A 23,140-nucleotide genomic window follows, 5' to 3' on the forward strand; every position below is an offset into this window, starting at 1 on the left:
GAAAGGGGCCTAGTATAACGGCTCGCGCGGCTTTGCTGTGGTCGCCCGACGTAGCGCTGCGGTAGACTCCCAGGCCTTGTCCCGCGGCCCAGTGATGCTTTCCCGATGCTCGAACAGTACGTCAAGAAGATCCTCACCTCGCGCGTCTACGACGTTGCCGTCGAAACCCCGCTGCACAGTGCCGGCCAGCTGAGCAAGCGCCTGGGCAACACGGTGCTGCTCAAGCGCGAGGACCTGCAGCCGGTGTTCTCGTTCAAGATCCGCGGGGCCTACAACAAGCTGGCGCAGTTGAGCGCGGAGGAACTGGCCCGTGGCGTGGTCACCGCGTCGGCCGGCAACCACGCCCAGGGCGTGGCCCTGGCCGCCCGCGAGCTGGGCATCAAGGCCACCATCGTGATGCCCAAGACCACCCCGGAGATCAAGATCGAGGGCGTGCGTTCGCGCGGCGGCAAGGTGGTGCTGCATGGCGACTCCTTTCCCGAGGCGCTGGCCTATTCGCTGAAGCTGGTCGACGAGAAGGGCTTCGTCTACATCCACCCCTATGACGACCCGCACACCATCGCCGGCCAAGGCACGGTGGCCATGGAAATCCTGCGTCAGCACCCGGGCCAGCTCGATGCGATATTCGTGCCGGTCGGCGGCGGCGGCCTGATCGCCGGCATCGCCGCCTACGTGAAGTACCTGCGCCCGGAGATCAAGGTGATCGGCGTCGAGCCGGACGATTCCAACTGCCTGCAGGCCGCCATGGCTGCCGGCGAGCGCGTGGTGCTGCCGCAGGTCGGGCTGTTCGCCGACGGCGTGGCGGTGGCGCAGATCGGTCAGCACACCTTCGACATCTGCCGCCATCATGTGGATGAAGTGATCACTGTCAGCACCGACGAGATCTGTGCGGCGATCAAGGATATCTACGACGATACCCGCTCGATCACCGAACCTGCCGGCGCACTGGGTGTGGCCGGGATCAAGAAGTACGTCGAACTCAAAGGCGTGACCGGGCAGACCCTGGTGGCCATCGACTCCGGCGCCAACGTCAACTTCGACCGCCTGCGCCATGTCGCCGAGCGCGCCGAACTGGGCGAGAAGCGCGAGGCGATCATTGCCGTGACCATCCCCGAGCGCCCGGGCAGCTTCAAGGCCTTTTGCGAGGCCATCGGCAAGCGCCAGATCACCGAGTTCAACTACCGCAAGCACACCTCGGACGAGGCGCACATCTTCGTTGGCGTGCAGACCCATCCGGACACCGACCCGCGTGCGGCACTGGTGCAGCAGTTGACCGAGCAAGGTTTCCCGGTCACCGACCTGACCGACAACGAGCTGGCCAAGCTGCATATCCGTCACATGGTCGGCGGCCACTCGGCCGGGGCCCGCGACGAGATCGTGCTGCGTTTCGAATTCCCCGAGCGGCCGGGTGCATTGTTCAACTTCCTCAACAAACTGGGCGGGCGCTGGAACATCTCGATGTTCCACTACCGTAACCACGGCGCCGCCGACGGCCGCGTAGTGGCGGGGCTGCAGGTGCCGGAAGACGAGCGTCACCTGGTGCCGGCGGCGCTGGCCAAGATCGGCTACCCGTATTGGGACGAGACCGAGAACCCGGCTTACCGGCTATTCTTGGGCTGAAGACCCCATCGCGGGGCAAGCCCGCTCCCACGTTACGGCGTGGGAGCGGGCTTGCCCCGCGATGCTGGATGGCCCGCAGAAGGAATCTCGACAAATGGAACACCTGACCACCCTCAAGACCCTGCACATCCTCGCCACCGCGCTGCTGTTGCTGGGCGCGCTGGGCCTGGCAATCTGGACCGGCTACGCCCGTCGCAAAGGCGATGCCGAGGCCTACGCCAAACTGCTGCGCCGGCCACTGGTGTTCGTCTGGCTGCTGATGGGCCTGTGCCTGGTGAGCATGCCGTTCACTGGCTGGTGGCTGGTGCACCTGGTGGGGTGGCCGCTGGGGCAGGCCTGGGTGCTGGCGTCCAGCGTCATCTATACCGTTGGCGCGTTTGCGCTGTGGTGGCTGCTGGTGCGCTTGAACCGGCTGCGCAAGGCCGAAGTGGTGGGGTTGAAGTTCACCCTGGCGCTGGCGGTGTTCAGCGGCGTGTGCTTCCTGTCCATTGCCGGGCTGATGGGCGCCAAACCGGTCTAGGCCCTTTTGGGGCTGCCTTGCAGCCCAATCGCCGGCAAGCCGGCTCCCACAAGGATCGGGTTTGCACTTCCCCTGTGGGAGCCGGCTTGCCGGCGATTGGGCCGCAAGCGGCCCCGGCATTCTCAACCCCTCAACGAAATCACCTTCCACCCGCGCCGCTGCGCCTCGGCCCGCAGATTCGGGTCCGGGTCCACCGCCACGGCATGGGTCACCTGTTCCAATAGCGGCACATCGTTCATCGAATCGCTGTAGAAGTAGCTGTCTTCCAGGTCGAAGCCGTTCTCCAGCATCCAGCGGTTCAGCCGCGTCACCTTGCCTTCACGGAAGCAGGGTATATCGGTACTGCGCCCGGTATAGCGCCCGTCCTGCGTTTCGCATTCGGTCGCCAGCAGCACGCGCACGCCCAGGCGGCGGGCGATGGGCGCGGTGACGAAGCGGTTGGTGGCGGTGATGATCACCAACTGGTCGCCGGCCTCGCGGTGCTGCTGCAGCAACGCCAGGGCCTTGGGCAGGATCATCGGCTCGATGCAGTCGCGCATGAACTCGCGGTGCCATTGCGCAAGCTGTGCAGGTTCGGTAGCGGCAAGGATCTCCATGGAGAAGGCCAGGTAGGCCGAAAGGTCCAGGCTGCCGTGCAGGTAGTCCTGGTAGAAGGCATCGTTGCGTGCCTTGTACGCGGCAGGGTCGAGAATGCCCCGTTCGCACAGGTAGTCACCCCAGGCGTGGTCGCTGTCGCCGCCGAGGAGGGTATTGTCCAGATCGAATAAAGCCAGGCGCATGGGAATGTCTCGCAGAAGCCCTCGGGAAGCCCTGCACGATACGGAGTTTTCACCTCGCTGCACATAAGCTTGGCGGGCGCGTTGCTGCGCTCGCAAGCTTTGTGGAACAATGCCGCGACATGCGTTTGCGAGGTTGCTGCCGTGATCGACCCGGATGGTTTTCGCCCCAATGTCGGGATCATTCTTACGAATGATGCCGGGCAGGTGCTATGGGCTCGGCGGATCAACCAGGATGCCTGGCAGTTTCCCCAGGGAGGCATCAACCCTGACGAGACGCCGGAAGACGCCCTGTACCGCGAGCTGAATGAAGAAGTCGGCCTTGAGCGCGACGATGTGGAAATTCTTGCCTGCACCCGTGGCTGGTTGCGTTATCGTTTACCCCAGCGCCTGGTGCGCACCCACAGCCAGCCGCTGTGCATCGGCCAGAAGCAAAAGTGGTTCCTGCTGCGCCTTGTGAGCAATGAGCAACGGGTGCGCATGGACCTGACTGGCAAACCGGAATTCGACGGCTGGCGCTGGGTCAGCTACTGGTATCCGCTGGGCCAGGTGGTGACATTCAAGCGCGAGGTCTACCGACGCGCCCTGAAAGAGCTAGCCCCGCGCCTGCTGACGCGCGACTGACGACGGAGTCCGACCCCGAGCCATGCTCAATACGCTGCGCAAGATCGTCCAGGAAGTGAACTCCGCCAAAGATCTCAAGACGGCGTTGGGTATCATTGTCTTGCGCGTCAAGGAAGCCATGGGCAGCCAGGTCTGCTCGGTCTACCTGCTCGATCCTGAGACCAACCGCTTCGTGCTGATGGCCAGCGAAGGCCTCAACAAGCGCTCCATCGGCAAGGTCAGCATGGCCCCCAACGAGGGCCTGGTCGGCCTGGTCGGCACCCGGGAAGAGCCGCTGAACCTGGAAAACGCCGCCGACCACCCCCGCTACCGCTACTTCGCCGAGACCGGCGAAGAGAAATTCGCCTCCTTCCTCGGTGCACCGATCATCCATCACCGCCGCGTGGTCGGGGTGCTGGTCATCCAGCAGAAAGAGCGTCGCCAGTTCGATGAAGGCGAGGAAGCCTTCCTGGTCACCATGAGCGCCCAGCTCGCCGGGGTTATCGCCCATGCCGAGGCCACCGGCTCGATCCGCGGCCTGGGCCGCCAGGGCAAGGGCATCCAGGAGGCGCGCTTCGTCGGTGTGCCGGGCTCGCCAGGGGCTGCGGTCGGCCGCGCCGTGGTGATGCTGCCGCCGGCCGATCTGGAAGTGGTGCCGGACAAGACCGTCGAAGACATCGACAACGAACTCAAGCTGTTCAACAACGCCCTCGAAGGCGTGCGCGAAGACATGCGCAAGCTGTCGGCCAAGCTGGCCACCCAGCTGCGCCCGGAAGAGCGCGCGTTGTTCGACGTTTACCTGATGATGCTCGAGGACGCCGCCCTCGGTGGCGAGGTGACCGAGGTCATCAAGACCGGCCAGTGGGCCCAAGGTGCGCTGCGCCAGGTCGTTGGCGAGCACGTCAACCGCTTCGAACTGATGGACGACGACTACCTGCGCGAGCGCGCCTCCGACGTCAAGGACCTCGGCCGCCGCCTGCTCGCCTACTTGCAGGAAGCCCGTTCGCAGTCGCTGGTGTACCAGGACAACACCATCCTGGTCAGCGAAGAGCTGACCCCCGCCATGCTTGGCGAGGTGCCGGAAGGCAAGTTGGTCGGCCTGGTCTCGGTGCTCGGTTCGGGCAACTCCCACGTGGCGATTCTCGCCCGGGCCATGGGCATCCCCACGGTCATGGGCCTGGTCGACCTGCCGTATTCGAAAGTCGACGGCATCGAGCTGATCGTCGACGGCTACAAGGGCGAGGTATACACCAACCCCGGCGAAGTGCTGCGCAAGCAGTACCGCGACGTGGTCGAGGAGGAGCGCCAGCTGGCCCAGGGGCTCGACGCCCTGCGCGAGCTGCCGTGCATCACCCCGGACGGCCACCGCATGCCGCTGTGGGTCAACACCGGGCTGCTCGCCGACGTGGCGCGCGCCCAGCAGCGTGGCGCCGAGGGTGTCGGCCTGTACCGCACCGAAGTGCCGTTCATGATCAACCAGCGCTTCCCCAGTGAGAAGGAGCAGTTGGCGATCTACCGCGAGCAGTTGCAGGCGTTCCACCCGCTGCCGGTGACCATGCGCACCCTCGACATCGGTGGCGACAAGGCGCTGTCGTACTTCCCGATCAAGGAAGAGAACCCGTTCCTCGGCTGGCGCGGCATCCGTGTCACCCTCGACCACCCGGAAATCTTCCTGGTGCAGACCCGCGCCATGCTCAAGGCCAGCGAGGGCCTGAACAACCTGCGCATCCTGCTGCCGATGATTTCCGGCATCCACGAGCTGGAAGAGGCACTGCACCTGATTCACCGCGCCTGGGGCGAAGTCCGCGACGAGGGCACCGACGTGCCGATGCCGCCGGTGGGCGTGATGGTGGAAATCCCCGCGGCGGTGTACCAGACCAAGGAGCTGGCGCGGCAGGTGGACTTCCTGTCGGTCGGTTCCAACGACCTTACCCAGTACCTGTTGGCGGTCGACCGCAACAACCCGCGGGTTGCCGACCTCTACGACTACCTGCACCCAGCCGTGCTGCAAGCCCTGAACACCGTGGTGCGCGACGCCCATGGCGAAGGCAAGCCGGTGAGCATCTGTGGCGAGATGGCGGGCGACCCGGCAGCGGCGATCCTGTTGATGGCCATGGGCTTCGACAGCTTGTCGATGAACGCCACCAACTTGCCGAAAGTGAAATGGATGCTGCGCCAGATCAACATGAGCAAGGCCAAGGAGTTGCTGGTCGATGCCATGAGCCATGACAACCCGCAGGTTATCCACAGCTCGCTGCAGCTGGCGCTGAAGAACCTGGGGCTGGCGCGGATGATCGGGCCTGGGGCTAACAAAACCCTCTGAATTCGATGTGGCCCTATCGCGGGGCAAGCCCGCTCCCACGCAGGCTATAAGCAGACTGCGTGGGAGCGGGCTTGCCCCGCGATGAGGGCTGGCTCAGACCTCCAGGCTCACCTCCCCCAGATGCCCCCCAAACGGCCCGAAACTGCGCTCCACCATGCGCCGCCGCCCCCGGTCATCCACAATCAGCACCGTACTCGCCCGCGTCCCGTAGTTCTGGCTGGCGATGAACACGCTCGACAGCAGCCGCTCGGTGGCCAGCCCCACGCCGGTCTCGGGCAGTTCGCTGTCCGCGGCCGGCTCACCGTCGGCCAGCAAACGCAAAAGTTGTTCTGGTTCAGCTGATTCGAGCAACTTCAGCAGCCCGCTGCGCGCCTTGACCAGCTTGGGCCACGGCGTGTCCAACCCGGCATTCGAAAGCCCGTAGACCCCAGGCTCCAGCAAGCGTGGCGTCGCTTCCCAGGCATGCAGGTAGCCCAGCTGCTCGGCATCCCCGACCAGCAGGTTGAAGCCGGAGTACTGCCCGCTGCGGCTGGCGACCAGGTCCAGATACGCCTCAACCCCCAGTTCGCCCTGCAGAAACGCCGCCACCAGATCGCCCCGCGAGCGTGGCCCCAGCGCCTGGCGCGGGTCGCGGATATTGGTCAGCGCGGCGAAGCGCCCCTGCGGCCCTACGCCAAGCCAGGTACCGCCGGCCTCCAGGTCGCGCCCGGCGTACACCCCCGGCGCATCCGCCCAGGCCGCCAGGGCCTGGGTCGGGCGGGCATGGAACTCGTCACGGTTGGCCGCGACGATCAGCGGCCGGGCGGTACCCGGCCGCCAGGCGAATACGATCAGGCACATAGGTTGTCCCCTGTGTTTTCGGCCACTCTACCCGCGCCGGGGGAGCTGATCCATCACCTGACACAGACTTCACTAGAGCGCCGGGCTTGGCTTCCGTTACCATGCCGGATTGTTTTCCACAGGGGCCACGAATGGAATTCGTACTCTATCTGCTGTTGGGTGCCTGCGCCGGCGTGCTGGCCGGGCTGTTCGGCGTGGGGGGCGGCATCATCATCGTGCCGGTGCTGGTGTTCAGCTTCACCTTGCAGGGCTTCGACCCTGCGGTCCTCACCCACCTGGCGGTTGGTACCTCGCTGGCCACCATCGTCTTCACCTCGATCAATGCCGTGCTCGAGCACCAGCGCAAAGGCGCGGTGCAGTGGCCGATCTTCACCTGGATGGCCGTGGGCATCCTGCTCGGTGCGCTGGTGGGGGCCAAGACTGCCTCGCTGATCCAGGGCCCGATGTTGCAGAAGATCATCGGCATATTCGCCCTGGTGATCGCCGTGCAGATGGCCCTGGACCTCAAGCCCAAGGCCAGCCGTGGCATCCCCGGCAAGCCTGGCCTGATCGGCGCCGGCGGCGTGATCGGCTGGGCCTCGGCGATTTTCGGCATCGGCGGTGGCTCGTTGACCGTGCCGTTCTTGACCTGGCGCAGCCTGCCCATGCAAAAAGCCGTGGCCACCTCGTCGGCCTGCGGCCTGCCGATCGCCCTGGCCAGTGCCTTGAGCTTCATGTGGCTTGGCTGGCACGAGGAGCACCTGCCGGCCCACAGTGTGGGTTATGTCTATTTGCCGGCGCTGGTCGGCATCGCCGTGACCAGCATGTTCTTTGCCCGCTTTGGCGCGCGCCTGGCGCACAGGCTGTCGCCGCGCCTGCTCAAGCGCCTATTCGCCGCGCTGCTGTTCTGCGTCGGCTTAAGTTTTCTGATTTGAACCAAGAGGAATATCCATGCTGCCTTACCCGCAGATAGATCCCGTGGCCGTGGCCCTCGGGCCGCTGAAAATCCACTGGTACGGCCTGATGTACCTGATCGGCATCGGCGGCGCCTGGCTGCTGGCCTCGCGCCGGCTCAACCGCTTCGACCCCACCTGGTCCCGCGAGAAACTGTCCGACCTGGTGTTCTGGCTGTCGATGGGTGTAATCGTCGGCGGGCGCCTGGGCTACGTGCTGTTCTACGACCTGCACCAGTACCTGGCCAACCCCACGCTGATCTTCGAAGTATGGAAAGGCGGCATGTCGTTCCACGGCGGCTTCATCGGCGTGATGCTGGCGGCGCTGTGGTTCGGCAAGCGCAACAACAAGTCGTTCTTCGAGCTGATGGACTTCGTCGCACCGCTGGTGCCGATCGGCCTGGGTGCCGGGCGCATCGGCAACTTCATCAACGCCGAACTGTGGGGCAAGGCCACCGACGTGCCGTGGGCCATGGTCTTCCCGCCGTTCAGCGATCCGGCGCAACTGCCGCGTCACCCGTCGCAGCTGTACCAGTTCGCCCTGGAAGGTGTGGCATTATTCGTCATCCTCTGGCTCTACTCGCGCAAGCCGCGCCCGACCATGGCCGTTTCCGGCATGTTCGCGCTGTTCTACGGCATCTTCCGCTTCATCGTGGAATTCGTGCGGGTGCCGGATGCCCAGCTGGGCTACATTGCCTTTGGCTGGCTGACCATGGGTCAGTTGCTTTGCGTGCCGATGATCGTCGGCGGCATCTTCCTGATCTGGTGGGCCTACAACCGTAAACCTACGGCCAAGGCCGCCGTCTGATTCCCACGGCAGGGGCGATCCCCCTGCCGTTCTTGTTACAGGTAAGCGATGAAACAGTATCTAGATCTGGTCCGTGACGTCATCGACAACGGCACGCTGCAGGAAAACCGCACCGGCACCCGCACCATCAGCCTGCCGGGCGCCATGCTGCGTTTCGACCTGCAAAAAGGCTTCCCCGCCATCACCACGCGCAAGCTGGCATTCAAGTCGGCGATCGGCGAGATGGTGGGCTTTCTGCGTGGCGTGAAGAACGCCGGCGAGTTCCGCGAACTGGGCTGCAAGGTCTGGGACCAGAACGCCAACGAAAACGCCCAGTGGCTGGCCAACCCGTTCCGCCTGGGCCATGACGACCTTGGCGAAATCTACGGCGTGCAATGGCGCCAGTGGCCGGGCTACAAGCGCATCGCGCTGAGCAACCCGGCCGCCATCGCCATGGCCGAGAAGGCCGGTTTCCGCCAGATCGCCCAGGACGAGGAGGACGGCCAGGCGTTCGTCATCCTGTACAAGGCCATCGACCAGGTGCGCCAGTGCCTGGACACCATTGCCAACGACCCGGGCAGCCGCCGCATCCTGTTCCACGGCTGGAACTGCGCCCAGCTCGACGAGATGGCCCTGCCGCCGTGCCACCTGCTGTACCAGTTCCACCCGAATGTCGAGACCAAGGAAATCTCCCTGACCCTCTACATCCGCTCCAACGACCTGGGCCTGGGCACGCCGTTCAACCTCACCGAAGGCGCCGCGCTGCTGTCGCTGTTCGGCCGCCTGACCGGCTACACCCCGCGCTGGTTCACCTACTTCATCGGCGATGCCCATGTGTACGAGAACCACCTGGACATGCTCAACGAGCAGATGAAGCGCGAGCCGCTGGCGGCGCCGAAGCTGGTGATCAGTGACCGCGTGCCGGCGTTTGCCGAGACCGGCAAGTACGAGCCGGAGTGGCTGGAGAAGATCGAGCCGAGTGATTTCTGGCTGGAAGGCTATGAGCACCATGCGCCGATGACGGCGCCGATGGCGGTCTGACAGATCCTCATCGTCTGAGCTGACGCTATCGCGGGGCAAGCCCGCTCCCACGCAAGCTAAACGCAGGCTGCGTGGGAGCGGGCTTGCCCCGCGATGCTTTTGGCCTCAATGCCCATGGCTACGCCCCACATGCGAATGCTCGGTCTCCGGCACCGACACTGCCCCATTGGTCTCCAGCTGCTGCAGGATCGCGCACTCATTCCCCTGCGCATTGCACTGCTGCCTTAGCTCCACCAGCTGCGTCTGCAGCGCCAGCAACCCGTCGATCCTCGCCTGCACATGCTCGATATGCTCGTCGATCAGCGCATTGACGCTGCCGCACGAACCTTCCGGGCTGTCGCGCAGGCGCAACAGGCTGCGGATTTCGTCGAGGGTCATGTCCAGGGTGCGGCAGTTGCGGATGAACGTCAGCCGCTCCACGTGGGCCTGGGTGTACAGCCGGTAGTTGCCATCGGTGCGGGCGGGCTCGGGCAGCAGTTGCTCGCGCTCGTAGTAGCGAATGGTCTCCACGGCGCAATCAGTGGCCTTGGCCAGTTCTCCGATCTTCATGGCAAATCTCCTGCAGAGGGCTTGACCCTATAGTGGCTACAGGGTGTTCACTTGGCAACAACCCGCTCTGTGGATAACTGCAGAGGCCAGTGCTCAGTTAAGGATGATTCCATGAACCAGCCTGTCAGCCCCGAACACAAGCATGACCACGGCCATGACCACGCGCATGGTGATAAAGGCCATAGCCACGACACCCATGCCCACAGCTGCTGCGGTGCCAGTGCCGCGCCGGCCCTGGTGCAACTGACCGAAAAGGCCAGCGCCGGGGCGCAGCTCAGCCGTTTCCGCATCCAGGCCATGGACTGCCCGACCGAGCAGACCCTGATCCAGGACAAGCTGGGCAAGATGGCCGGCATCGAGCAGCTGGAATTCAACCTGATCAACCGCGTGCTGGGGGTACGCCACACCCTCGACGGCACCGCCGAGATCGAACGCGCCATCGACAGCCTGGGTATGCAGGCCGAACCGCTGGGCGGTGAAGATGAGCCCGGTGCCGCGCCTGCCGTCAAGACCCGCTGGTGGCCGCTGGCGCTGTCGGGTGTGGCGGCCATCGCCGCTGAACTCGTGCACTTCTCCGCCCTTGCCCCAGAGTGGGTGGTCGCTGCATTGGCCCTGGCCGCCATCCTCGGCTGCGGCCTGGGCACCTACAAGAAGGGCTGGATCGCCCTGAAGAACCGCAACCTCAACATCAACGCGCTGATGAGCATCGCCGTGACCGGTGCCGTGCTGATCGGCCAGTGGCCGGAAGCGGCCATGGTGATGGTGCTGTTCACCGTCGCCGAGCTGATCGAGGCCCGCTCGCTGGACCGTGCGCGCAACGCGATCGGAGGCCTGATGCAACTGGCGCCGGACATGGCGACCGTGCAGCAGGCTGACGGCCAGTGGCGCGAAGTCGAGGTGCGCGAGGTGGCGCTGGGCGCCCTGGTGCGGGTGCGCCCGGGTGAGCGCATCGGCCTGGACGGCGAGGTGGTCAGTGGGCAATCCAGCGTCGATCAGGCACCGATCACCGGCGAAAGCCTGCCGGTCGAGAAGGGCGTGGGCGACAAACTGTTCGCCGGTACCATCAACCAGGCCGGTTCGCTGGAGTACCGCGTCACCGCCGCCGCCGGCCAGTCGACCCTGGCGCGCATCATCAAGGCGGTCGAGGAGGCCCAGGGCGCCCGTGCGCCGACCCAGCGCTTCGTCGACCAGTTCTCGCGCATCTACACCCCGGTGGTGTTCGCCGTGGCCTTGGCCGTGGCGATCATCCCGCCGCTGTTCATGGCCGGCGCCTGGTTCGACTGGATCTACCGCGCCCTGGTGCTGTTGGTGGTGGCCTGCCCGTGCGCCTTGGTGATCTCCACCCCGGTGACCATTGTCAGCGGCCTGGCCGCTGCCGCGCGCAAGGGCATCCTGATCAAGGGCGGTGTGTACCTGGAGGGTGGGCGCAAGCTGGACTTCCTGGCCCTGGACAAGACCGGCACCATCACCCACGGCAAGCCGGTGCAAACCGACAGCAAGGTGCTCGACCCGTTGTTCGAAGGCCGCGCCCAGGCGCTGGCGGCAAGCCTCGCCGACCGTTCCGACCACCCGGTGTCCGGCGCCATCGCGCTCTTCGCCAAGGGGCAAGCCCTGGCCCTGAGCGAAGTCACCGAGTTCGCCGCCTTGGCCGGCCGTGGCGTGCGCGGCGACATCGACGGTGAAACTTACCACTTGGGTAACCATCGCCTGGTCGAGGAGCTGGGCCTGTGCTCGCCGCAGCTCGAGGCCGAGCTCGACCAGCTGGAGCGCCAGGGCAAGACCGTGGTGCTGCTGCTCGACCGCAGCGGCCCGCTGGCGCTCTTCGCCGTGGCCGACACGGTCAAGGACAGCAGCCGCCAGGCCATTGCCGAACTGCATGAACTCGGTATCAAGACGGTCATGCTGACCGGCGACAATCCTCACACCGCCCAGGCTATCGCCGCCCAGGTGGGGATCGACCGGGCCGAGGGCAACCTGCTGCCGGCGGACAAGCTCGCCACCATCGAGCGCCTGTACGCCGAGGGCCATCGGGTCGGCATGGTCGGTGACGGCATCAACGACGCGCCGGCCCTGGCCCGCGCCGAGATCGGTTTCGCCATGGCTGCCGCCGGTACCGACACGGCCATCGAGACCGCCGACGTGGCGCTGATGGACGATGACTTGCGCAAAATCCCGGCGTTCGTCAGGCTGTCGCGCCAAAGTGCGGCGATCCTCACCCAGAACATCGTGCTGGCCCTGGGGATCAAGGCGATATTCCTGGCAATCACGTTTGCCGGCATGGCCACCATGTGGATGGCAGTGTTCGCCGACATGGGCGTGAGTTTGCTGGTGGTGTTCAACGGCCTGCGCCTGCTGCGCAAGTAGCACAGCGCTCAGCTCTGCCCAACATGGCAACGTGGGAGCGGGCTTGCCCCGCGATGGGATGGCGCCGGCGGCGCCGATATCGCGGGGCAAGTTGTTTCGGCGCGCCAGCGCTCCCACAGTTCATGCATCTGTTCCACAAGAGGTTATCCCCAATGCTCAGTGCCGAGCTCAAAGCCTTCTACATGGTGGCCCGCCAGGGCAGCATCACCTTGGCTGCGAAAAAGCTCGGGCTCAGCCAGCCCACGGTGACCACGCAGATCCGCAACCTCGAAAGCCAGTACAACGTCGAGCTGTTCTACCGTGGCGGCCGGCGCCTGGTGCTGAGCGAGGAGGGCGTGCGCCTGCTGCCGATGGTCAAGGCGCTGCTGCAGCAGGAAGCCGACATCGAGTTCGAACTGCGCAACAGCGGCCAGGCCCAGGGCAGCCTGCGCATCGCCGCCACCGCGCCGTACTACATCCTGGACCTTGTGAAGATCTTCCGCGAGCGCCTGCCCCAGGTAGAGGTGGCGGTGGAGATCGGCAACTCGCAGCAGGTGCTGGAAATGCTCGAGGACTACCGGGTGGATATCGCCGCCTCATCGCAACTGCTCGAAGACGCACGCCTGGTGCGCCGGGTGCTGGGCACCGACCCGCTGGTGCTGGCGGTACACCGTAACCACCCTTTGGCACAGCGCCAGGCGGTGTCGATCGACGTGGTGGCCGGGCATTGCCTGTTGATGCGCGAGAAGGGCTCGACCACCCGCAAGCTCACCGAGCAGATGCTGCAGGACGCCGGGGTGAAGGCCGGGGCGCTGCTGGAGATCGGCAGCCGTGAGTCGATCCGCGAGGCGGTGTTGCGCAATATCGGCATCAGCATCATTGCCCGCCATGAGGTGCCGCATAACCCCGAGCTGCGGGTGCTGGCGCTGGACGATGCGCCGGTGATGCACGAGTACCTGTATTGCCTGAAGGAGCGCCGCCAGGCGCGGTTGCCGGCGGCGTTTCTGGGGGTGGCGCAGGAAGTGGTGGGTTCGCAGTTCTGACAGTTCTCTACGGGTTGCACCGGCCTCATCGCCGGCAAGCCGGCTCCCACAGGGTTAGCGCCGACCTGCTCTTGTGGGAGCTGGCTTGCCAGCGATAGGGCCCTCAAGGCCACTACAAAATCTGCCTATACCACTATCGCCGGCTTTTGCCCCAACGCCACAGAACCTTCGCACAGCCTGCCTAGCATGGCCCCCATCGCTTCGATGAGGACTTGCCATGAACCACGTCACCCCGGGCGCACAGATGAAAGTGCGCGGCATCCACAAACGCTTCGGTGCCTTCACCGCGCTCAACGACGTGTCCCTGGACATCGCCGCTGGCGAGCTGGTGTGCCTGCTCGGCCCCTCGGGCTGCGGCAAGACCACCCTGCTGCGCTGCATCGCCGGCCTGGAACGCCAGGACCGCGGCACCCTGTACATCGGCGATCGCGACATCTCCGAGCTGCCGCCCCAGGCCCGTGACTACGGCATCCTGTTCCAGTCCTACGCGCTGTTCCCCAACCTCACCGTCGCAGCCAACATCGCCTACGGCCTGACCGCCAGCAGCCGTGACCAGGTGCGCGAGCGCGTCAGCGAGATGCTCGAGCTGGTCGGCCTGTCGGGCAGCGAAAAGAAATACCCCGGCCAACTCTCCGGCGGCCAGCAGCAACGCGTGGCCCTGGCCCGGGCCCTGGCTCCCCGGCCATCGCTGCTGTTGCTCGACGAACCGATGTCGGCACTCGACGCCCGGGTTCGCGAGCACCTGTGCACCGAGCTGCGCCAGCTGCAACGCCAACTGGGCATCACCACGCTGATGGTGACCCACAACCAGGACGAGGCCATGCTGATGGCCGACCGCATCGCCGTGATGAACAACGGCCAGGTCGAGCAGTACGCCACCCCGCAGGCAATCTACGACCAGCCGGCCACGCCGTTCGTCGCCGAGTTCGTCGGCCAGGGCAACTGGCTGCCGTTCCAGCGCAGCAGCGACAGCCATGCCCAGGTCGGCAGCATGAACATGCGCCTGGCGGCCAACGCCGGCCGTGCCAGCAGCGGCCGCTTGTTCTGTCGCCCCGAGGCGATCACCGTGAACCCGGTGGTGCACGAGGAAAACCTGTTCCCGGCCAAGGTCCGCGAGATCACCTTCCTCGGCAACCGCTGCCGCATGAGCTTCGAGCTCAAGGCCCTGCCGGGCCATGCCCTGCTCGCCGAGCTTGCGCCAGAAGCCATGCCGCGCCTGGGCTCGCAGGACATCTGGGTGGCCCTGCCACCGCAGAGCCTGCAGGTGTTTGCCTGAGATGGCCGCGCCCATGACCCTGCCCCTGAACACCGCCAAGGCCGCGCCGCGCAGTGGCGTCGCCTTCGGTGACCGGCTGTTCGTCGTTGGTGGCAAGAGCCTGCTGCTGATCCTGCTGGTGCTGGCGGTGCTGATGCCGTTGCTGGCGATCTTCTGGAAAGGCTTCAGTGCCGATGCCGGCCAGGGCGGTGGCCTGGTGGCGGCCCGCGAGCTGTTCGCCAGCGCCAACTTCCACTGGCTGCTCGGTAACAGCCTGTCGGTGGCCTTCACCGTCGCGGCCATCGTCGTGCCGCTGGCCTACCTGTTCGCCTATGCCCTGCAACGCACGCTGATCCCGGCCAAGGGCCTGTGGCGCGGCATTTCCTTGCTGCCGCTGCTGGCGCCGTCGATGCTGCCGGCCATCGCCCTGGTGTACCTGTTCGGCAACCAGGGCCTGCTGCGCGGGCTGCTCAGCGACAACATCTACGGCTTCTGGGGCATCGTCCTCGGCGAGGCCATCTACACCTTCCCCCATGCCCTGATGATCCTGCTGTCGGCGCTGTCGCTGGCCGATGCCCGGCTGTTCGATGCCGCGTCGAGCATGGGTGCCGGGCCAGCCCGGGCCTTCTTCAGCATCACCTGGCCGGCCACGCGCCAGGCGGTATTCGCCGCGTTCTGCCTGGTGTTCACCCTGACCATCACCGACTTCGGCGTGCCCGTGGTGGTCGGTGGCGACTATCAGGTGCTGGCGCTGGAAGCCTACAAGGCGGTGGTCGGCCAGCAACAGTTCGGCCGTGGCGCGCTGATCGGCATGGTGCTGCTGGTGCCGGCCTTGCTCAGCTTTGCTGTCGATGCCTGGCTGCGCCGCCGCCAGGGCGACGCCATGAGCGGCCGCGCCCAGGTGTTCGAGCCCAAGCCATCCAGGCTGCGCGATGCCTGCTTCCTGGCCCTGGTGCTGGTGGTGTGCGCGGCGTTGCTGGCGGTGATCGGCATGGCGGTGTATTCGTCGCTGGTCAAGTTCTGGCCCTACAACCTGTCGCTGTCGCTGAACCACTATCAGTTCGACGACACCGCAGGTGGCGGCTGGCTGGCCTATCGCAACAGCGTGACCATGGCCCTGTGCACCGCGCTGATCGGCAGCGTGATCATCTTCAGCGGCGCCTACCTGATGGAGAAGACCCAAGGCCAACGCCTGCTCAACCAGGCCCTGCGTCTGCTCAGCTTCATCCCCATGGCCGTGCCCGGCCTGGTACTCGGCCTGGGCTACGTGTTCTTCTTCAACCTCAACGGCAACCCGCTGCATGTGTTCTACGGCAGCATGGCGCTGCTGGTGGTGTGCACCATCGCCCACTACCTGACCACCGCGCAGATGACCGCCACCACCGCGCTGCGCCAGCTCGACGGTGAGTTCGAAGCCGCCGCGCTGTCGCTCAAGGCGCCGCTGTACAAGCATTTCATGCGCGTCACCGTACCGATTTGCCTGCCGGCGCTGCTGGACATCACCCGCTACCTGTTCGTCTCGGGCATGACCACCGTGTCGGCGGCGATCTTCCTCTACAGCCCCGACACCATCCTTGCTGCCGTGGCCGTGCTGAACATGGATGACGCCGGCAACGTTGGCGGCGCCGCCGCCATGTCCACCCTGATCCTGCTCACCAGCGCCGCCGCCTCGCTGCTGCTGGCCGCGGCTTCACGCGGCCTGCTGCGCCGCTCCCAGGCCTGGCGCCAGCGCGCCCCTGGCCATTGACCGACTGCCCACAACGATAGGAACCGCACCATGTTCAAGCCCCTCGCACTTGCCGCTGCAGTATCCGCCGTGTTCAGCCTGCAGGCCTCGGCTGCCGCCACCCAGCTGACCGTCTACACGGCCCTTGAGGCCGAGCAGCTCAAGAGCTACAAGCAGGCCTTCGAGAAGGCCAACCCGGACATCGAGATCAAGTGGGTACGTGACTCCACCGGCATCATCACCGCCAAGCTGCTGGCCGAAAAAGACCGCCCGCAGGCCGACGCGGTATGGGGCCTGGCGGCCTCCAGCCTGGCCATCCTCGACCAGAACGGCATGCTCGACGCCTACGCGCCCAAGGACCTGGGCAAGATCTCGCCCAACTACCGCGACGCCGCCAACCCGCCGGCCTGGGTGGGCATGGACGTGTGGGCTGCGACCATCTGCTTCAACACGGTCGAAGCCGAGAAACAGGGCCTGAGCAAGCCGCTGAGTTGGCAAGACCTGACCAAGCCCGAGTACAAGGGCAAGATCGTCATGCCCAACCCGGCCTCGTCCGGCACCGGCTTCCTGGATGTCAGCGCCTGGCTGCAGACCTTCGGCGAACCCCAGGGCTGGGCCTACATGGACGCCCTGCACCAGAACATTGGCCAGTACGTTCATTCCGGCTCCAAGCCGTGCAAGCTGGCCGCCGCCGGCGAGTTCCCGATCGGTATCTCGTTCGAGTACCCGGCCGTGCAGCTCAAGCGCCAGGGCGCGCCGCTGGACATCGTGCTGCCGAAGGAAGGCCTGGGCTGGGAGATCGAGGCCACCGCCGTGATCAAGGGTTCGCCGAAGGCCGATGCGGCCAGGCGCCTTGCAGATTTTTCCGCCAGCCCCGCCGCGATGGAGCTATACAAAGAGAACTTCGCCGTGCTCGCCGCGCCGGGCATTGCCAAGCCCCAGACCGAGTTGCCGGCGGACTACGAGCAGCGCCTGATCAAGAACGACTTCGCCTGGGCTTCGAAGAACCGCGACGAGATCCTCAGCGAATGGCGCAAGCGCTATGACGGCAAGTCGGAGAAAGTCGCCCAGCAGTGAGGGCCCCATCGCGGGGCAAGCCCGCTCCCACGGGCGTGGACTGTCCCCAAGGGTTGGATTGGTGTCCAATTTTCAGGGGGAGTCCAGGTGTCGTGGGAGCGGGCTTGCCCCGCGATGACGTCATCAAAGGAAAACACGATGCCCAATTCGCACCAGACCATCGATAACACCTTCGCTCTCTATGAACACCACGGCAGCGCCGACTACATCGGCGAAGCCATCACCCAGCTCGAGCACATGTCCCAGGCCGCGCAACTGGCCATGGCCGAAGGCTACGACGACGAAGTGGTGCTGGCGGCGTTCTTCCACGACATCGGCCACTTGCTGGGTGAAGGCGAAGCCAGCATGGGCGGCTATGGTGTGGTCAGCCACGAACGCCTGGGCGCCGAATACCTGCGCCGTGCCGGCTTCGGCGAGCGCATGGCGCGCCTGGTGGAGTACCACGTCGAGGCCAAGCGCTACCTGACCCTGCGCAAGCCGGGGTATTACGACCGGCTGAGCGAGGCCAGTCGACGCACGCTGGGGTATCAGGGTGGGGTGATGAGCGATGCCGAGGCGGATGCGTTCGAGGGGGATCCGCTGTTTGCGGTGAGCCTGCGGATGCGCGAGTGGGATGAGTTGGCCAAGGAGGTCGGGGTGCCGGTGATGGACCTGATGGTGCTGAAGCAGAAGGCCTTGGCATTGCTCTGAGGCTTTAATGGCCTGCGCCGGCCTCTTCGCGGGTAAACCCGCTCCCACAGGATCTCGTTGCGCTCAAAAGTAGCAGTGAACCTGTGGGAGCGGGCTTGCCCCGCGATGGGCCTAAAGGTCGGCCACCAACGCCTCCAGTTGCTCCTGGCGCTCCGGCTGATTCACCTTGGCCCCCGGATTGAGCGTCGACCACTGCGGATGCGCCCGCGCCTTGCTCAGCGCCTCGGGCAGCTTGCCTTCGCGCCAGGCCTTCTCGTCCAGCGTGCCCAGGCGAATGCTGTCCTGCGCCGCGTGTCCGCGGCTATCCAGCGCCACCATCAACTGCTGCTGACGCAGCGCCAGCAGGCGCAGCACGGTGTCATCCACCGTCAATTCCCGCTGGCCCTTGAGCTTGCCCATCAACCGCGCGCCATAGTTGCGCGCCGTTTGCAGCGCGCCGCCGGCAATGGCCCCGGCCAGCGCCGCGGCGCCCAGGGTCAGGCCGCCGACCAGCAGATCGACGCCGGCGCCGGCCGCTGCACCGGCAGCCACCCCGCTGCCCAGGCGCACGCCCAGCAACTTCAAGGTTTCCGGATTGAACAGGTCATCGCCCCAGCGGCCATCCAGCAATGGCAGGTCACCGGCATTGGCATCTTCGCGGCGGAAGGCATAGAGCTTGAGCAGCGCCTCGACACAGCGCTGCTCGCGCTGGCGTACGTCTCGGCGCAAGGCCTCGATGGCCTTGGCTTCTTCGGCGGGCTCGACACTGCGCCGGCAGGCGGCGCAATCGAGCAGCAATTCGGCGATCAGGCGTTTGCCGCTGTGCTGGCGGGCCAGGCGCTGCGCCTGCTGGTCGTCGATCAGCCGCTGCAGGGCCGGGCGGGCCTCTTCCAGCAACAGGGCGAGGCTTTCGTAGAGGCGCCGTTCGCCGTCCTCTGGCGGGGCCACGCTGTCGAACCGCACCAGCGCGTGCAGGCCCAGCCGCGCCAGGGCTTCGCGCCACTGCGGCTCGCGGTGCTGGTGGCTGGCGACGAAGTTGAGCACCGGCAGCAGTGGCTTGCCGCAACCGGCCAGCACCTCCAGCTCGTCGCGATACTTGGCTAGCACCGGCTCGCGGGCGTCGATCACGTACAGCCCGGCGTTGCTCGCCAGCAACTGGCGCAGCACCTTGGCTTCCTGTTCGAAGCGTTGGCGCGCCTCGCTGCCCTGGAGGAATCGCTCCAGCCGGGCCGGGCCGTCCAGCCGCTCGCCCGGCCGCTCGAGGCGTTCGAGGTAGTCGAGCAGGGCGATGGCGTCTTCCAGGCCGGGGGTGTCGTACAGCTCCAGCAGCGGCTCGCCGTCCACCGACAGGCGCGCGCCTTCGACATGGCGGGTGGTGCTGGGGCGGTGCGAGACCTCGCCAAAGCCGACATCGCGGGTCAGGGTGCGCAGCAGCGAGGTCTTGCCGACGTTGGTGTGGCCGACCACGGCCAGTTTCAGGGGCTCAGTCATGGCCATGCTCCAGCCAGGTCAGCGGCGAGGTGTCGGCGTGGGGCAGGCCCAGGCGGTCGAGGGCGTCGTGCCAGTCGCCCAGGCGCGCGGCGTCCAGCGCCTGGCCGGGTTGTGGCTGGAGCAGCCAGATGCGCGTGGCGCCGGCATTGCGCGCCAGCTCCGCGAGCAGCGCCAGGCTGCCACGGTCCGGTGAACGGCGCGGATCACAGGCGATGGCCAGGCGCGCCGGGGGGAAGCGGCCGAGCTGTTCGAGCAGTTTGTTGCGCGATTCGCGGCTGTCGAGCACGCCGGCGTTGGTCACGCCTTGCGGCAGGGCTGGCGGCCAGGGCTGCTGATCGTCCAGCTCCAGGCCCACCAGCAGGGCGCCGCTGCTGCCGCTGTCCAGTTGCCCGGCCTCGAACCGCGGGAGCGCCTCCGGGGCCGCGTCCTGCACGCCGATCCGCTCGCTGCGTGGCATCAGCGCTTCACGCAACTGCGCATAGCCGGGCAGGTTGAGGTCCAGGGCCAGCCGCCCGCGGCCCTGGCGCCAGCGCCACAGGCACAGCGCGGCCAGCGCCAGGCGCGGCAACAGGCCGTAGACCAGCACCACGCCGAGCAGCCAGCTGGCCCAGGCCTGGCGCGCCAGGTCGAGGGCCGGCAGGGTGTCGCCGCTGGCGCGGATCATGGCCTCGTCCGGCACGGCGAAGCCCAGTACCGAGGGCAGGGCGCCGAGGGCATGGGTGAGGGCGATGAAGGGTTCGGCGGCGAGCAGCGTGGTTTCCCAGACGAAGCCGTAGCGCCGGGTCGCCAGCAACGCCAGCAACATGCCCAGCGCCGCCAGCATCGCCAACAGCCACAGGCCATGCACCAGGGCACCGAGCAGCCAGCGGTTCAGGCGCTGGCGCTGCAACAGCACCAGCAGCGCCGGGGCCAGTTGCGCGGCCTTGGCATCACGGGCCAGGCGTTCGCTCAACCACAACCACAGGCGGCCCAGTGTTGCGCCCTGTTCGCCGGCGTAGAAAAAGCCGATGGCCCAACCGGCCAGCAACACCAGGTTGAGCCCGAGCAGGCTGCCCAGGGCCCAGAACACGTTCACCGGGCGCTGGCCGTCGCCCAGCGCCGCCAGGCCCAGGCCGGCGCCGCTGAACAGGGCCAGCACCAGCAACGCCATCAATGCCAGGCGGGCGCCTTGCTTCCAGTGGCGCAGCGCCTCGGCCATACGATCGCGTTCGGCCAGCCACAGGGCGCGGGTTTCGATGCGGCTGGCCAGGTCGCCACCCTGCTGGCGGGCGCGGCGGTTGGCTTCCTGGTCCTCCAGGGGGCCGGCGTGTTCTTCGCGCAGGCGCACCGCTTCGGTGAGCCATTGCTTGTCCAGTTCAGTCAGTGCAGTCACAAGCTCGTCCATTGCACAGGTCAGGGCGCAAGCATAACCCACGTGCCCGGTGCTATCCTCGCCGCCATGACTACCTCACTCCCCCTCAGCCTGATCGCGGCCCTCGCCGAGAACCGTGTGATCGGCATCGACAACACCATGCCCTGGCACCTGCCGGGGGACTTCAAGTACTTCAAGGCCACCACCCTGGGCAAGCCGATCATCATGGGGCGCAAGACCTGGGATTCGCTGGGCCGGCCGTTGCCCGGGCGGCTGAACATCGTGGTCAGCCGCCAGCCTGGGCTGCAACTGGCCGGTGCCGAGGTGTTCGCGTCGCTGGAAGCCGCGCTGGTACGCGCCGAGCAGTGGGCCCGGGAGCAGGGCGTCGAGGAGCTGATGCTGATCGGCGGCGCGCAGCTCTACGGCCAGGCGCTGGAAAAAGGGCTGGTGAGTCGCATGTACCTGACCCGGGTCGAGCTGTCGCCTCAGGGCGATGCCTGGTTCCCCGAGTACGACCCGGGGCAGTGGCAACTGGCATCGAGCCAGGCCCAGGCCGCCGAGGGCGAGGGCCCGGTCTACCATTTCGAAGTCTGGGATAAACGCTGATCAGCAGCAATTGCGAATTTATCTCATCCTCTGCTAGCGTGCGCACCTCTTGAGACCTAGAGCCAGGATGTGCCGTGTCTTCATGGAACAAGCAGATCGCCCGGCTGTTCACCGAGCACAAGAAGGCCCTTGAGGCCTTCGTGGCCCGGCGCACCGGCAATGCGCAGGTGGCCGCCGACCTGACCCAGGAGTCTTTCCTGCGGCTGGCGCGGCTGCCTGCCGACAAGCAGATCGACAACCTGTCGGCTTTTCTGTTCACCATCGCCAGCAACCTGGTGCGCGACCACCAGCGCCAGGCCATTCGCCGTGAGCGCCTGGACGCCGGCGAGCCGAGCGAGGAGCTGGCCAGCGAAGCACCCGCCGCCGAAGACCAGTTGGCCGCACAGCAGGAGCAAGCCTTGATGCAGGCCGCTATCCAGGCCTTGCCCGAGGCGACCCGGCACATCTTCCTGCTCTATCATGTCGACGGTTGCACCTACCGCGAAATCGGCGAGCGCATGAACACCACGCCTCGCAGTGTCGAATACCAGCTGCGCAAGGCGCTGCTCGACTGCCGTGCCTTCATCAAGGCACAGCTGGCCGGCGACGGGGGGAGGCAACGCCCATGAGCCAAGATCCCGAGAGCACCATCGACCCCATGAGCGACACGCCCGACAGCGAGCAGCTGTTCGCCGAAGCCACCGCCTGGTATTACCGCCTGCAAGCCGAGGATGTCACCGCGGCCGAGCGGCAGGCGTTTGCCGACTGGCACCTGCAGGGGCCGGAGCAGGCCCAGGCCTGGGCCGAGGTGGTCACCTTGCTGGGCGCCCTGCAGGCCCCGGCCAGGCGCGTGCGCGAGCAGCAGCGCTGGCAATGGCGCAGCGCGCCACGGCGTGCCTGGCCCAAGGTGGCGAGCGCTGCCGCCGCGGTGCTGACGCTGGGGCTGCTGCTCGGCCAGACGCCCTGGCTGGACCGCTGGCGTGCCGACTACGCCACCGGCACCGGCGAGTCGCGCAGTGTCCAGCTGGCCGATGGCTCGCGTATCCAGTTGAACACCGACAGCGCGCTGCAGGTGGAGCTGGCCCATGGCGAGCGGCGTGTGCACCTGTTGCGTGGCGAGGCCTGGTTCGAGGTGGCCCGTGACCCCGACCGGCCCTTCGTGGTGCGCGCTGGCGACGGTTGGGTGAAGGTGGTCGGCACGCAATTCAGTGTTGCCCTCGAAGGCGAACAGACCTGCGTGCAATTGGCCCAGGGCAAGGTGCAGGTGCGTGCGGGGGAAAGCCCCGGGGTGTTCCTGGTGCCGGGGCAGGCGGTGGAGTACGCGGCCAACGGGCCGGGGGCCGTACACCCGTTCGAGCCGGGCCGGGCGTTCGCCTGGCGGCAACGGCAACTGGTGTTCAGCCAGCAGCCCCTGGCTGAAGTGGTGGCCGAACTGAACCGCTATTGGCCGGGCCAGACCCTGGTGCTGGGCGAAGCCCTGCGCCAGCGCAAGGTGTCCGGGGTGTTCGAGATCGACAAGCCGGAGGCCGTGCTCAGGGCCCTGACCCACACCCTGGGTGTCCACGCCGAGCAATACACCCCTTACCTGCGCATTCTGCGCGAGGGTTGA

At 66.5% G+C, this 23,140-nt stretch carries 21 protein-coding genes; 16 read left to right on the top strand and 5 right to left on the bottom strand.

Annotated elements, in window-relative coordinates:
- The first annotated feature begins 105 nt into the window (after nucleotides 1-105).
- Nucleotides 106-1,620, top strand: a complete 1,515-nt coding sequence (gene ilvA / locus DM373_RS02810) for a threonine ammonia-lyase, biosynthetic (protein WP_110992110.1) — start codon at nucleotides 106-108, stop codon at nucleotides 1,618-1,620.
- Between the two features lie 94 nt (nucleotides 1,621-1,714).
- Nucleotides 1,715-2,140 (top strand): DUF2269 family protein, encoded by a 426-nt coding sequence (locus DM373_RS02815; RefSeq protein WP_110992111.1) that lies wholly within the window; start codon nucleotides 1,715-1,717, stop codon nucleotides 2,138-2,140.
- Between the two features lie 122 nt (nucleotides 2,141-2,262).
- On the opposite strand, the gene DM373_RS02820 is transcribed toward DM373_RS02815, so the two are convergent.
- Complete coding sequence (locus DM373_RS02820) at nucleotides 2,263-2,919, bottom strand: histidinol-phosphatase (protein WP_110992112.1); 657 nt, start codon at nucleotides 2,917-2,919, stop codon at nucleotides 2,263-2,265.
- 141 nt (nucleotides 2,920-3,060) lie between these two features.
- Here DM373_RS02820 and DM373_RS02825 point away from each other — a divergent pair, with 141 nt between their 5' ends.
- Both DM373_RS02825 and ptsP read left to right on the top strand, forming a co-directional pair.
- Nucleotides 3,061-3,540, top strand: coding sequence for an RNA pyrophosphohydrolase (locus DM373_RS02825; protein ID WP_003249017.1), 480 nt, complete (start codon nucleotides 3,061-3,063; stop codon nucleotides 3,538-3,540).
- A 22-nt stretch (nucleotides 3,541-3,562) separates the two neighbouring features.
- On the top strand, nucleotides 3,563-5,842 hold the full coding sequence (gene ptsP / locus DM373_RS02830) for a phosphoenolpyruvate--protein phosphotransferase (RefSeq protein ID WP_110992113.1): 2,280 nt from the start codon (nucleotides 3,563-3,565) through the stop codon (nucleotides 5,840-5,842).
- A 93-nt stretch (nucleotides 5,843-5,935) separates the two neighbouring features.
- On the opposite strand, the gene DM373_RS02835 is transcribed toward ptsP, so the two are convergent.
- Entirely contained in the window at nucleotides 5,936-6,682 is a 747-nt protein-coding gene (locus DM373_RS02835; RefSeq protein WP_110992114.1) for an NRDE family protein, read from the bottom strand.
- Between the two features lie 131 nt (nucleotides 6,683-6,813).
- Between DM373_RS02835 and DM373_RS02840 the strand changes: the two genes are divergently transcribed.
- The 3 genes from DM373_RS02840 to DM373_RS02850 are packed head-to-tail and all read left to right on the top strand — an operon-like array spanning nucleotide 6,814 to nucleotide 9,442.
- Entirely contained in the window at nucleotides 6,814-7,596 is a 783-nt protein-coding gene (locus DM373_RS02840) for a sulfite exporter TauE/SafE family protein (RefSeq protein WP_110992115.1), read from the top strand.
- A gap of 16 nt (nucleotides 7,597-7,612) precedes the next feature.
- Entirely contained in the window at nucleotides 7,613-8,422 is an 810-nt protein-coding gene (gene lgt, locus DM373_RS02845) for a prolipoprotein diacylglyceryl transferase (protein ID WP_110992116.1), read from the top strand.
- A gap of 48 nt (nucleotides 8,423-8,470) precedes the next feature.
- Entirely contained in the window at nucleotides 8,471-9,442 is a 972-nt protein-coding gene (locus DM373_RS02850) for a thymidylate synthase (RefSeq protein ID WP_110992117.1), read from the top strand.
- A 105-nt stretch (nucleotides 9,443-9,547) separates the two neighbouring features.
- Here the strand turns inward: DM373_RS02850 and cadR are convergent, their stop codons facing one another.
- Nucleotides 9,548-9,991: a cadmium resistance transcriptional regulator CadR gene (cadR, locus tag DM373_RS02855; RefSeq protein ID WP_110992118.1), complete on the bottom strand. Its 444-nt coding sequence runs from the start codon at nucleotides 9,989-9,991 to the stop codon at nucleotides 9,548-9,550.
- Between the two features lie 111 nt (nucleotides 9,992-10,102).
- On the opposite strand from cadR, the gene DM373_RS02860 reads away from it, so the two are divergent.
- From DM373_RS02860 to DM373_RS02885, 6 genes are all read left to right on the top strand, one after another.
- Nucleotides 10,103-12,355, top strand: coding sequence for a heavy metal translocating P-type ATPase (locus DM373_RS02860; RefSeq protein ID WP_110992119.1), 2,253 nt, complete (start codon nucleotides 10,103-10,105; stop codon nucleotides 12,353-12,355).
- A 152-nt stretch (nucleotides 12,356-12,507) separates the two neighbouring features.
- Nucleotides 12,508-13,377 (top strand): LysR family transcriptional regulator, encoded by an 870-nt coding sequence (locus tag DM373_RS02865; protein ID WP_110992120.1) that lies wholly within the window; start codon nucleotides 12,508-12,510, stop codon nucleotides 13,375-13,377.
- A gap of 217 nt (nucleotides 13,378-13,594) precedes the next feature.
- The gene (locus DM373_RS02870) at nucleotides 13,595-14,653 is read left to right on the top strand and encodes a putative 2-aminoethylphosphonate ABC transporter ATP-binding protein (RefSeq protein ID WP_110992121.1); all 1,059 of its coding nucleotides are present in this window, start codon (nucleotides 13,595-13,597) and stop codon (nucleotides 14,651-14,653) included.
- A gap of 1 nt (nucleotide 14,654) precedes the next feature.
- Complete coding sequence (locus tag DM373_RS02875) at nucleotides 14,655-16,379, top strand: putative 2-aminoethylphosphonate ABC transporter permease subunit (protein WP_110992122.1); 1,725 nt, start codon at nucleotides 14,655-14,657, stop codon at nucleotides 16,377-16,379.
- 30 nt (nucleotides 16,380-16,409) lie between these two features.
- Nucleotides 16,410-17,435, top strand: coding sequence for a putative 2-aminoethylphosphonate ABC transporter substrate-binding protein (locus DM373_RS02880; RefSeq protein WP_110992123.1), 1,026 nt, complete (start codon nucleotides 16,410-16,412; stop codon nucleotides 17,433-17,435).
- Nucleotides 17,436-17,573: 138 nt separating this feature from the next.
- On the top strand, nucleotides 17,574-18,125 hold the full coding sequence (locus tag DM373_RS02885; protein ID WP_110992124.1) for a phosphonate degradation HD-domain oxygenase: 552 nt from the start codon (nucleotides 17,574-17,576) through the stop codon (nucleotides 18,123-18,125).
- Between the two features lie 111 nt (nucleotides 18,126-18,236).
- On the opposite strand, the gene DM373_RS02890 is transcribed toward DM373_RS02885, so the two are convergent.
- Both DM373_RS02890 and DM373_RS02895 read right to left on the bottom strand, forming a co-directional pair.
- Nucleotides 18,237-19,595 carry a GTPase/DUF3482 domain-containing protein gene (locus DM373_RS02890; protein ID WP_110992125.1) on the bottom strand — a complete coding sequence of 453 codons (1,359 nt, stop codon included), beginning with the start codon at nucleotides 19,593-19,595 and terminating at the stop codon, nucleotides 18,237-18,239.
- On the bottom strand, nucleotides 19,588-20,979 hold the full coding sequence (locus DM373_RS02895; protein WP_110992126.1) for a DUF2868 domain-containing protein: 1,392 nt from the start codon (nucleotides 20,977-20,979) through the stop codon (nucleotides 19,588-19,590). The genes DM373_RS02890 and DM373_RS02895 overlap by 8 nt, the downstream gene beginning before the upstream one ends.
- Nucleotides 20,980-21,033: 54 nt before the next feature.
- On the opposite strand from DM373_RS02895, the gene DM373_RS02900 reads away from it, so the two are divergent.
- From DM373_RS02900 to DM373_RS02910, 3 genes are all read left to right on the top strand, one after another.
- Nucleotides 21,034-21,552: a dihydrofolate reductase gene (locus DM373_RS02900; RefSeq protein ID WP_110992127.1), complete on the top strand. Its 519-nt coding sequence runs from the start codon at nucleotides 21,034-21,036 to the stop codon at nucleotides 21,550-21,552.
- Nucleotides 21,553-21,626: 74 nt separating this feature from the next.
- Nucleotides 21,627-22,160, top strand: a complete 534-nt coding sequence (locus DM373_RS02905) for an RNA polymerase sigma factor (protein WP_110992128.1) — start codon at nucleotides 21,627-21,629, stop codon at nucleotides 22,158-22,160.
- Nucleotides 22,157-23,140: a FecR family protein gene (locus tag DM373_RS02910; RefSeq protein WP_244215027.1), complete on the top strand. Its 984-nt coding sequence runs from the start codon at nucleotides 22,157-22,159 to the stop codon at nucleotides 23,138-23,140. Before DM373_RS02905 ends, DM373_RS02910 begins: the two co-directional genes overlap by 4 nt.

Origin of the sequence: Pseudomonas sichuanensis (genome assembly GCF_003231305.1) — a bacterium.
Taxonomy (GTDB): domain Bacteria; phylum Pseudomonadota; class Gammaproteobacteria; order Pseudomonadales; family Pseudomonadaceae; genus Aquipseudomonas; species Aquipseudomonas sichuanensis.

Coding starts and splice junctions, on each gene's coding strand:
- ilvA (WP_110992110.1), top strand. CDS start 106: ATGCTCGAACAGTACGTCAAGAAGATCCTCACCTCGCGCGTCTACGAC.
- DM373_RS02815 (WP_110992111.1), top strand. CDS start 1,715: ATGGAACACCTGACCACCCTCAAGACCCTGCACATCCTCGCCACCGCG.
- DM373_RS02820 (WP_110992112.1), bottom strand. CDS start 2,919: ATGCGCCTGGCTTTATTCGATCTGGACAATACCCTCCTCGGCGGCGAC.
- ptsP (WP_110992113.1), top strand. CDS start 3,563: ATGCTCAATACGCTGCGCAAGATCGTCCAGGAAGTGAACTCCGCCAAA.
- DM373_RS02835 (WP_110992114.1), bottom strand. CDS start 6,682: ATGTGCCTGATCGTATTCGCCTGGCGGCCGGGTACCGCCCGGCCGCTG.
- DM373_RS02840 (WP_110992115.1), top strand. CDS start 6,814: ATGGAATTCGTACTCTATCTGCTGTTGGGTGCCTGCGCCGGCGTGCTG.
- lgt (WP_110992116.1), top strand. CDS start 7,613: ATGCTGCCTTACCCGCAGATAGATCCCGTGGCCGTGGCCCTCGGGCCG.
- DM373_RS02850 (WP_110992117.1), top strand. CDS start 8,471: ATGAAACAGTATCTAGATCTGGTCCGTGACGTCATCGACAACGGCACG.
- cadR (WP_110992118.1), bottom strand. CDS start 9,991: ATGAAGATCGGAGAACTGGCCAAGGCCACTGATTGCGCCGTGGAGACC.
- DM373_RS02860 (WP_110992119.1), top strand. CDS start 10,103: ATGAACCAGCCTGTCAGCCCCGAACACAAGCATGACCACGGCCATGAC.
- DM373_RS02865 (WP_110992120.1), top strand. CDS start 12,508: ATGCTCAGTGCCGAGCTCAAAGCCTTCTACATGGTGGCCCGCCAGGGC.
- DM373_RS02870 (WP_110992121.1), top strand. CDS start 13,595: ATGAACCACGTCACCCCGGGCGCACAGATGAAAGTGCGCGGCATCCAC.
- DM373_RS02875 (WP_110992122.1), top strand. CDS start 14,655: ATGGCCGCGCCCATGACCCTGCCCCTGAACACCGCCAAGGCCGCGCCG.
- DM373_RS02880 (WP_110992123.1), top strand. CDS start 16,410: ATGTTCAAGCCCCTCGCACTTGCCGCTGCAGTATCCGCCGTGTTCAGC.
- DM373_RS02885 (WP_110992124.1), top strand. CDS start 17,574: ATGCCCAATTCGCACCAGACCATCGATAACACCTTCGCTCTCTATGAA.
- DM373_RS02890 (WP_110992125.1), bottom strand. CDS start 19,595: ATGACTGAGCCCCTGAAACTGGCCGTGGTCGGCCACACCAACGTCGGC.
- DM373_RS02895 (WP_110992126.1), bottom strand. CDS start 20,979: ATGGACGAGCTTGTGACTGCACTGACTGAACTGGACAAGCAATGGCTC.
- DM373_RS02900 (WP_110992127.1), top strand. CDS start 21,034: ATGACTACCTCACTCCCCCTCAGCCTGATCGCGGCCCTCGCCGAGAAC.
- DM373_RS02910 (WP_244215027.1), top strand. CDS start 22,157: ATGAGCCAAGATCCCGAGAGCACCATCGACCCCATGAGCGACACGCCC.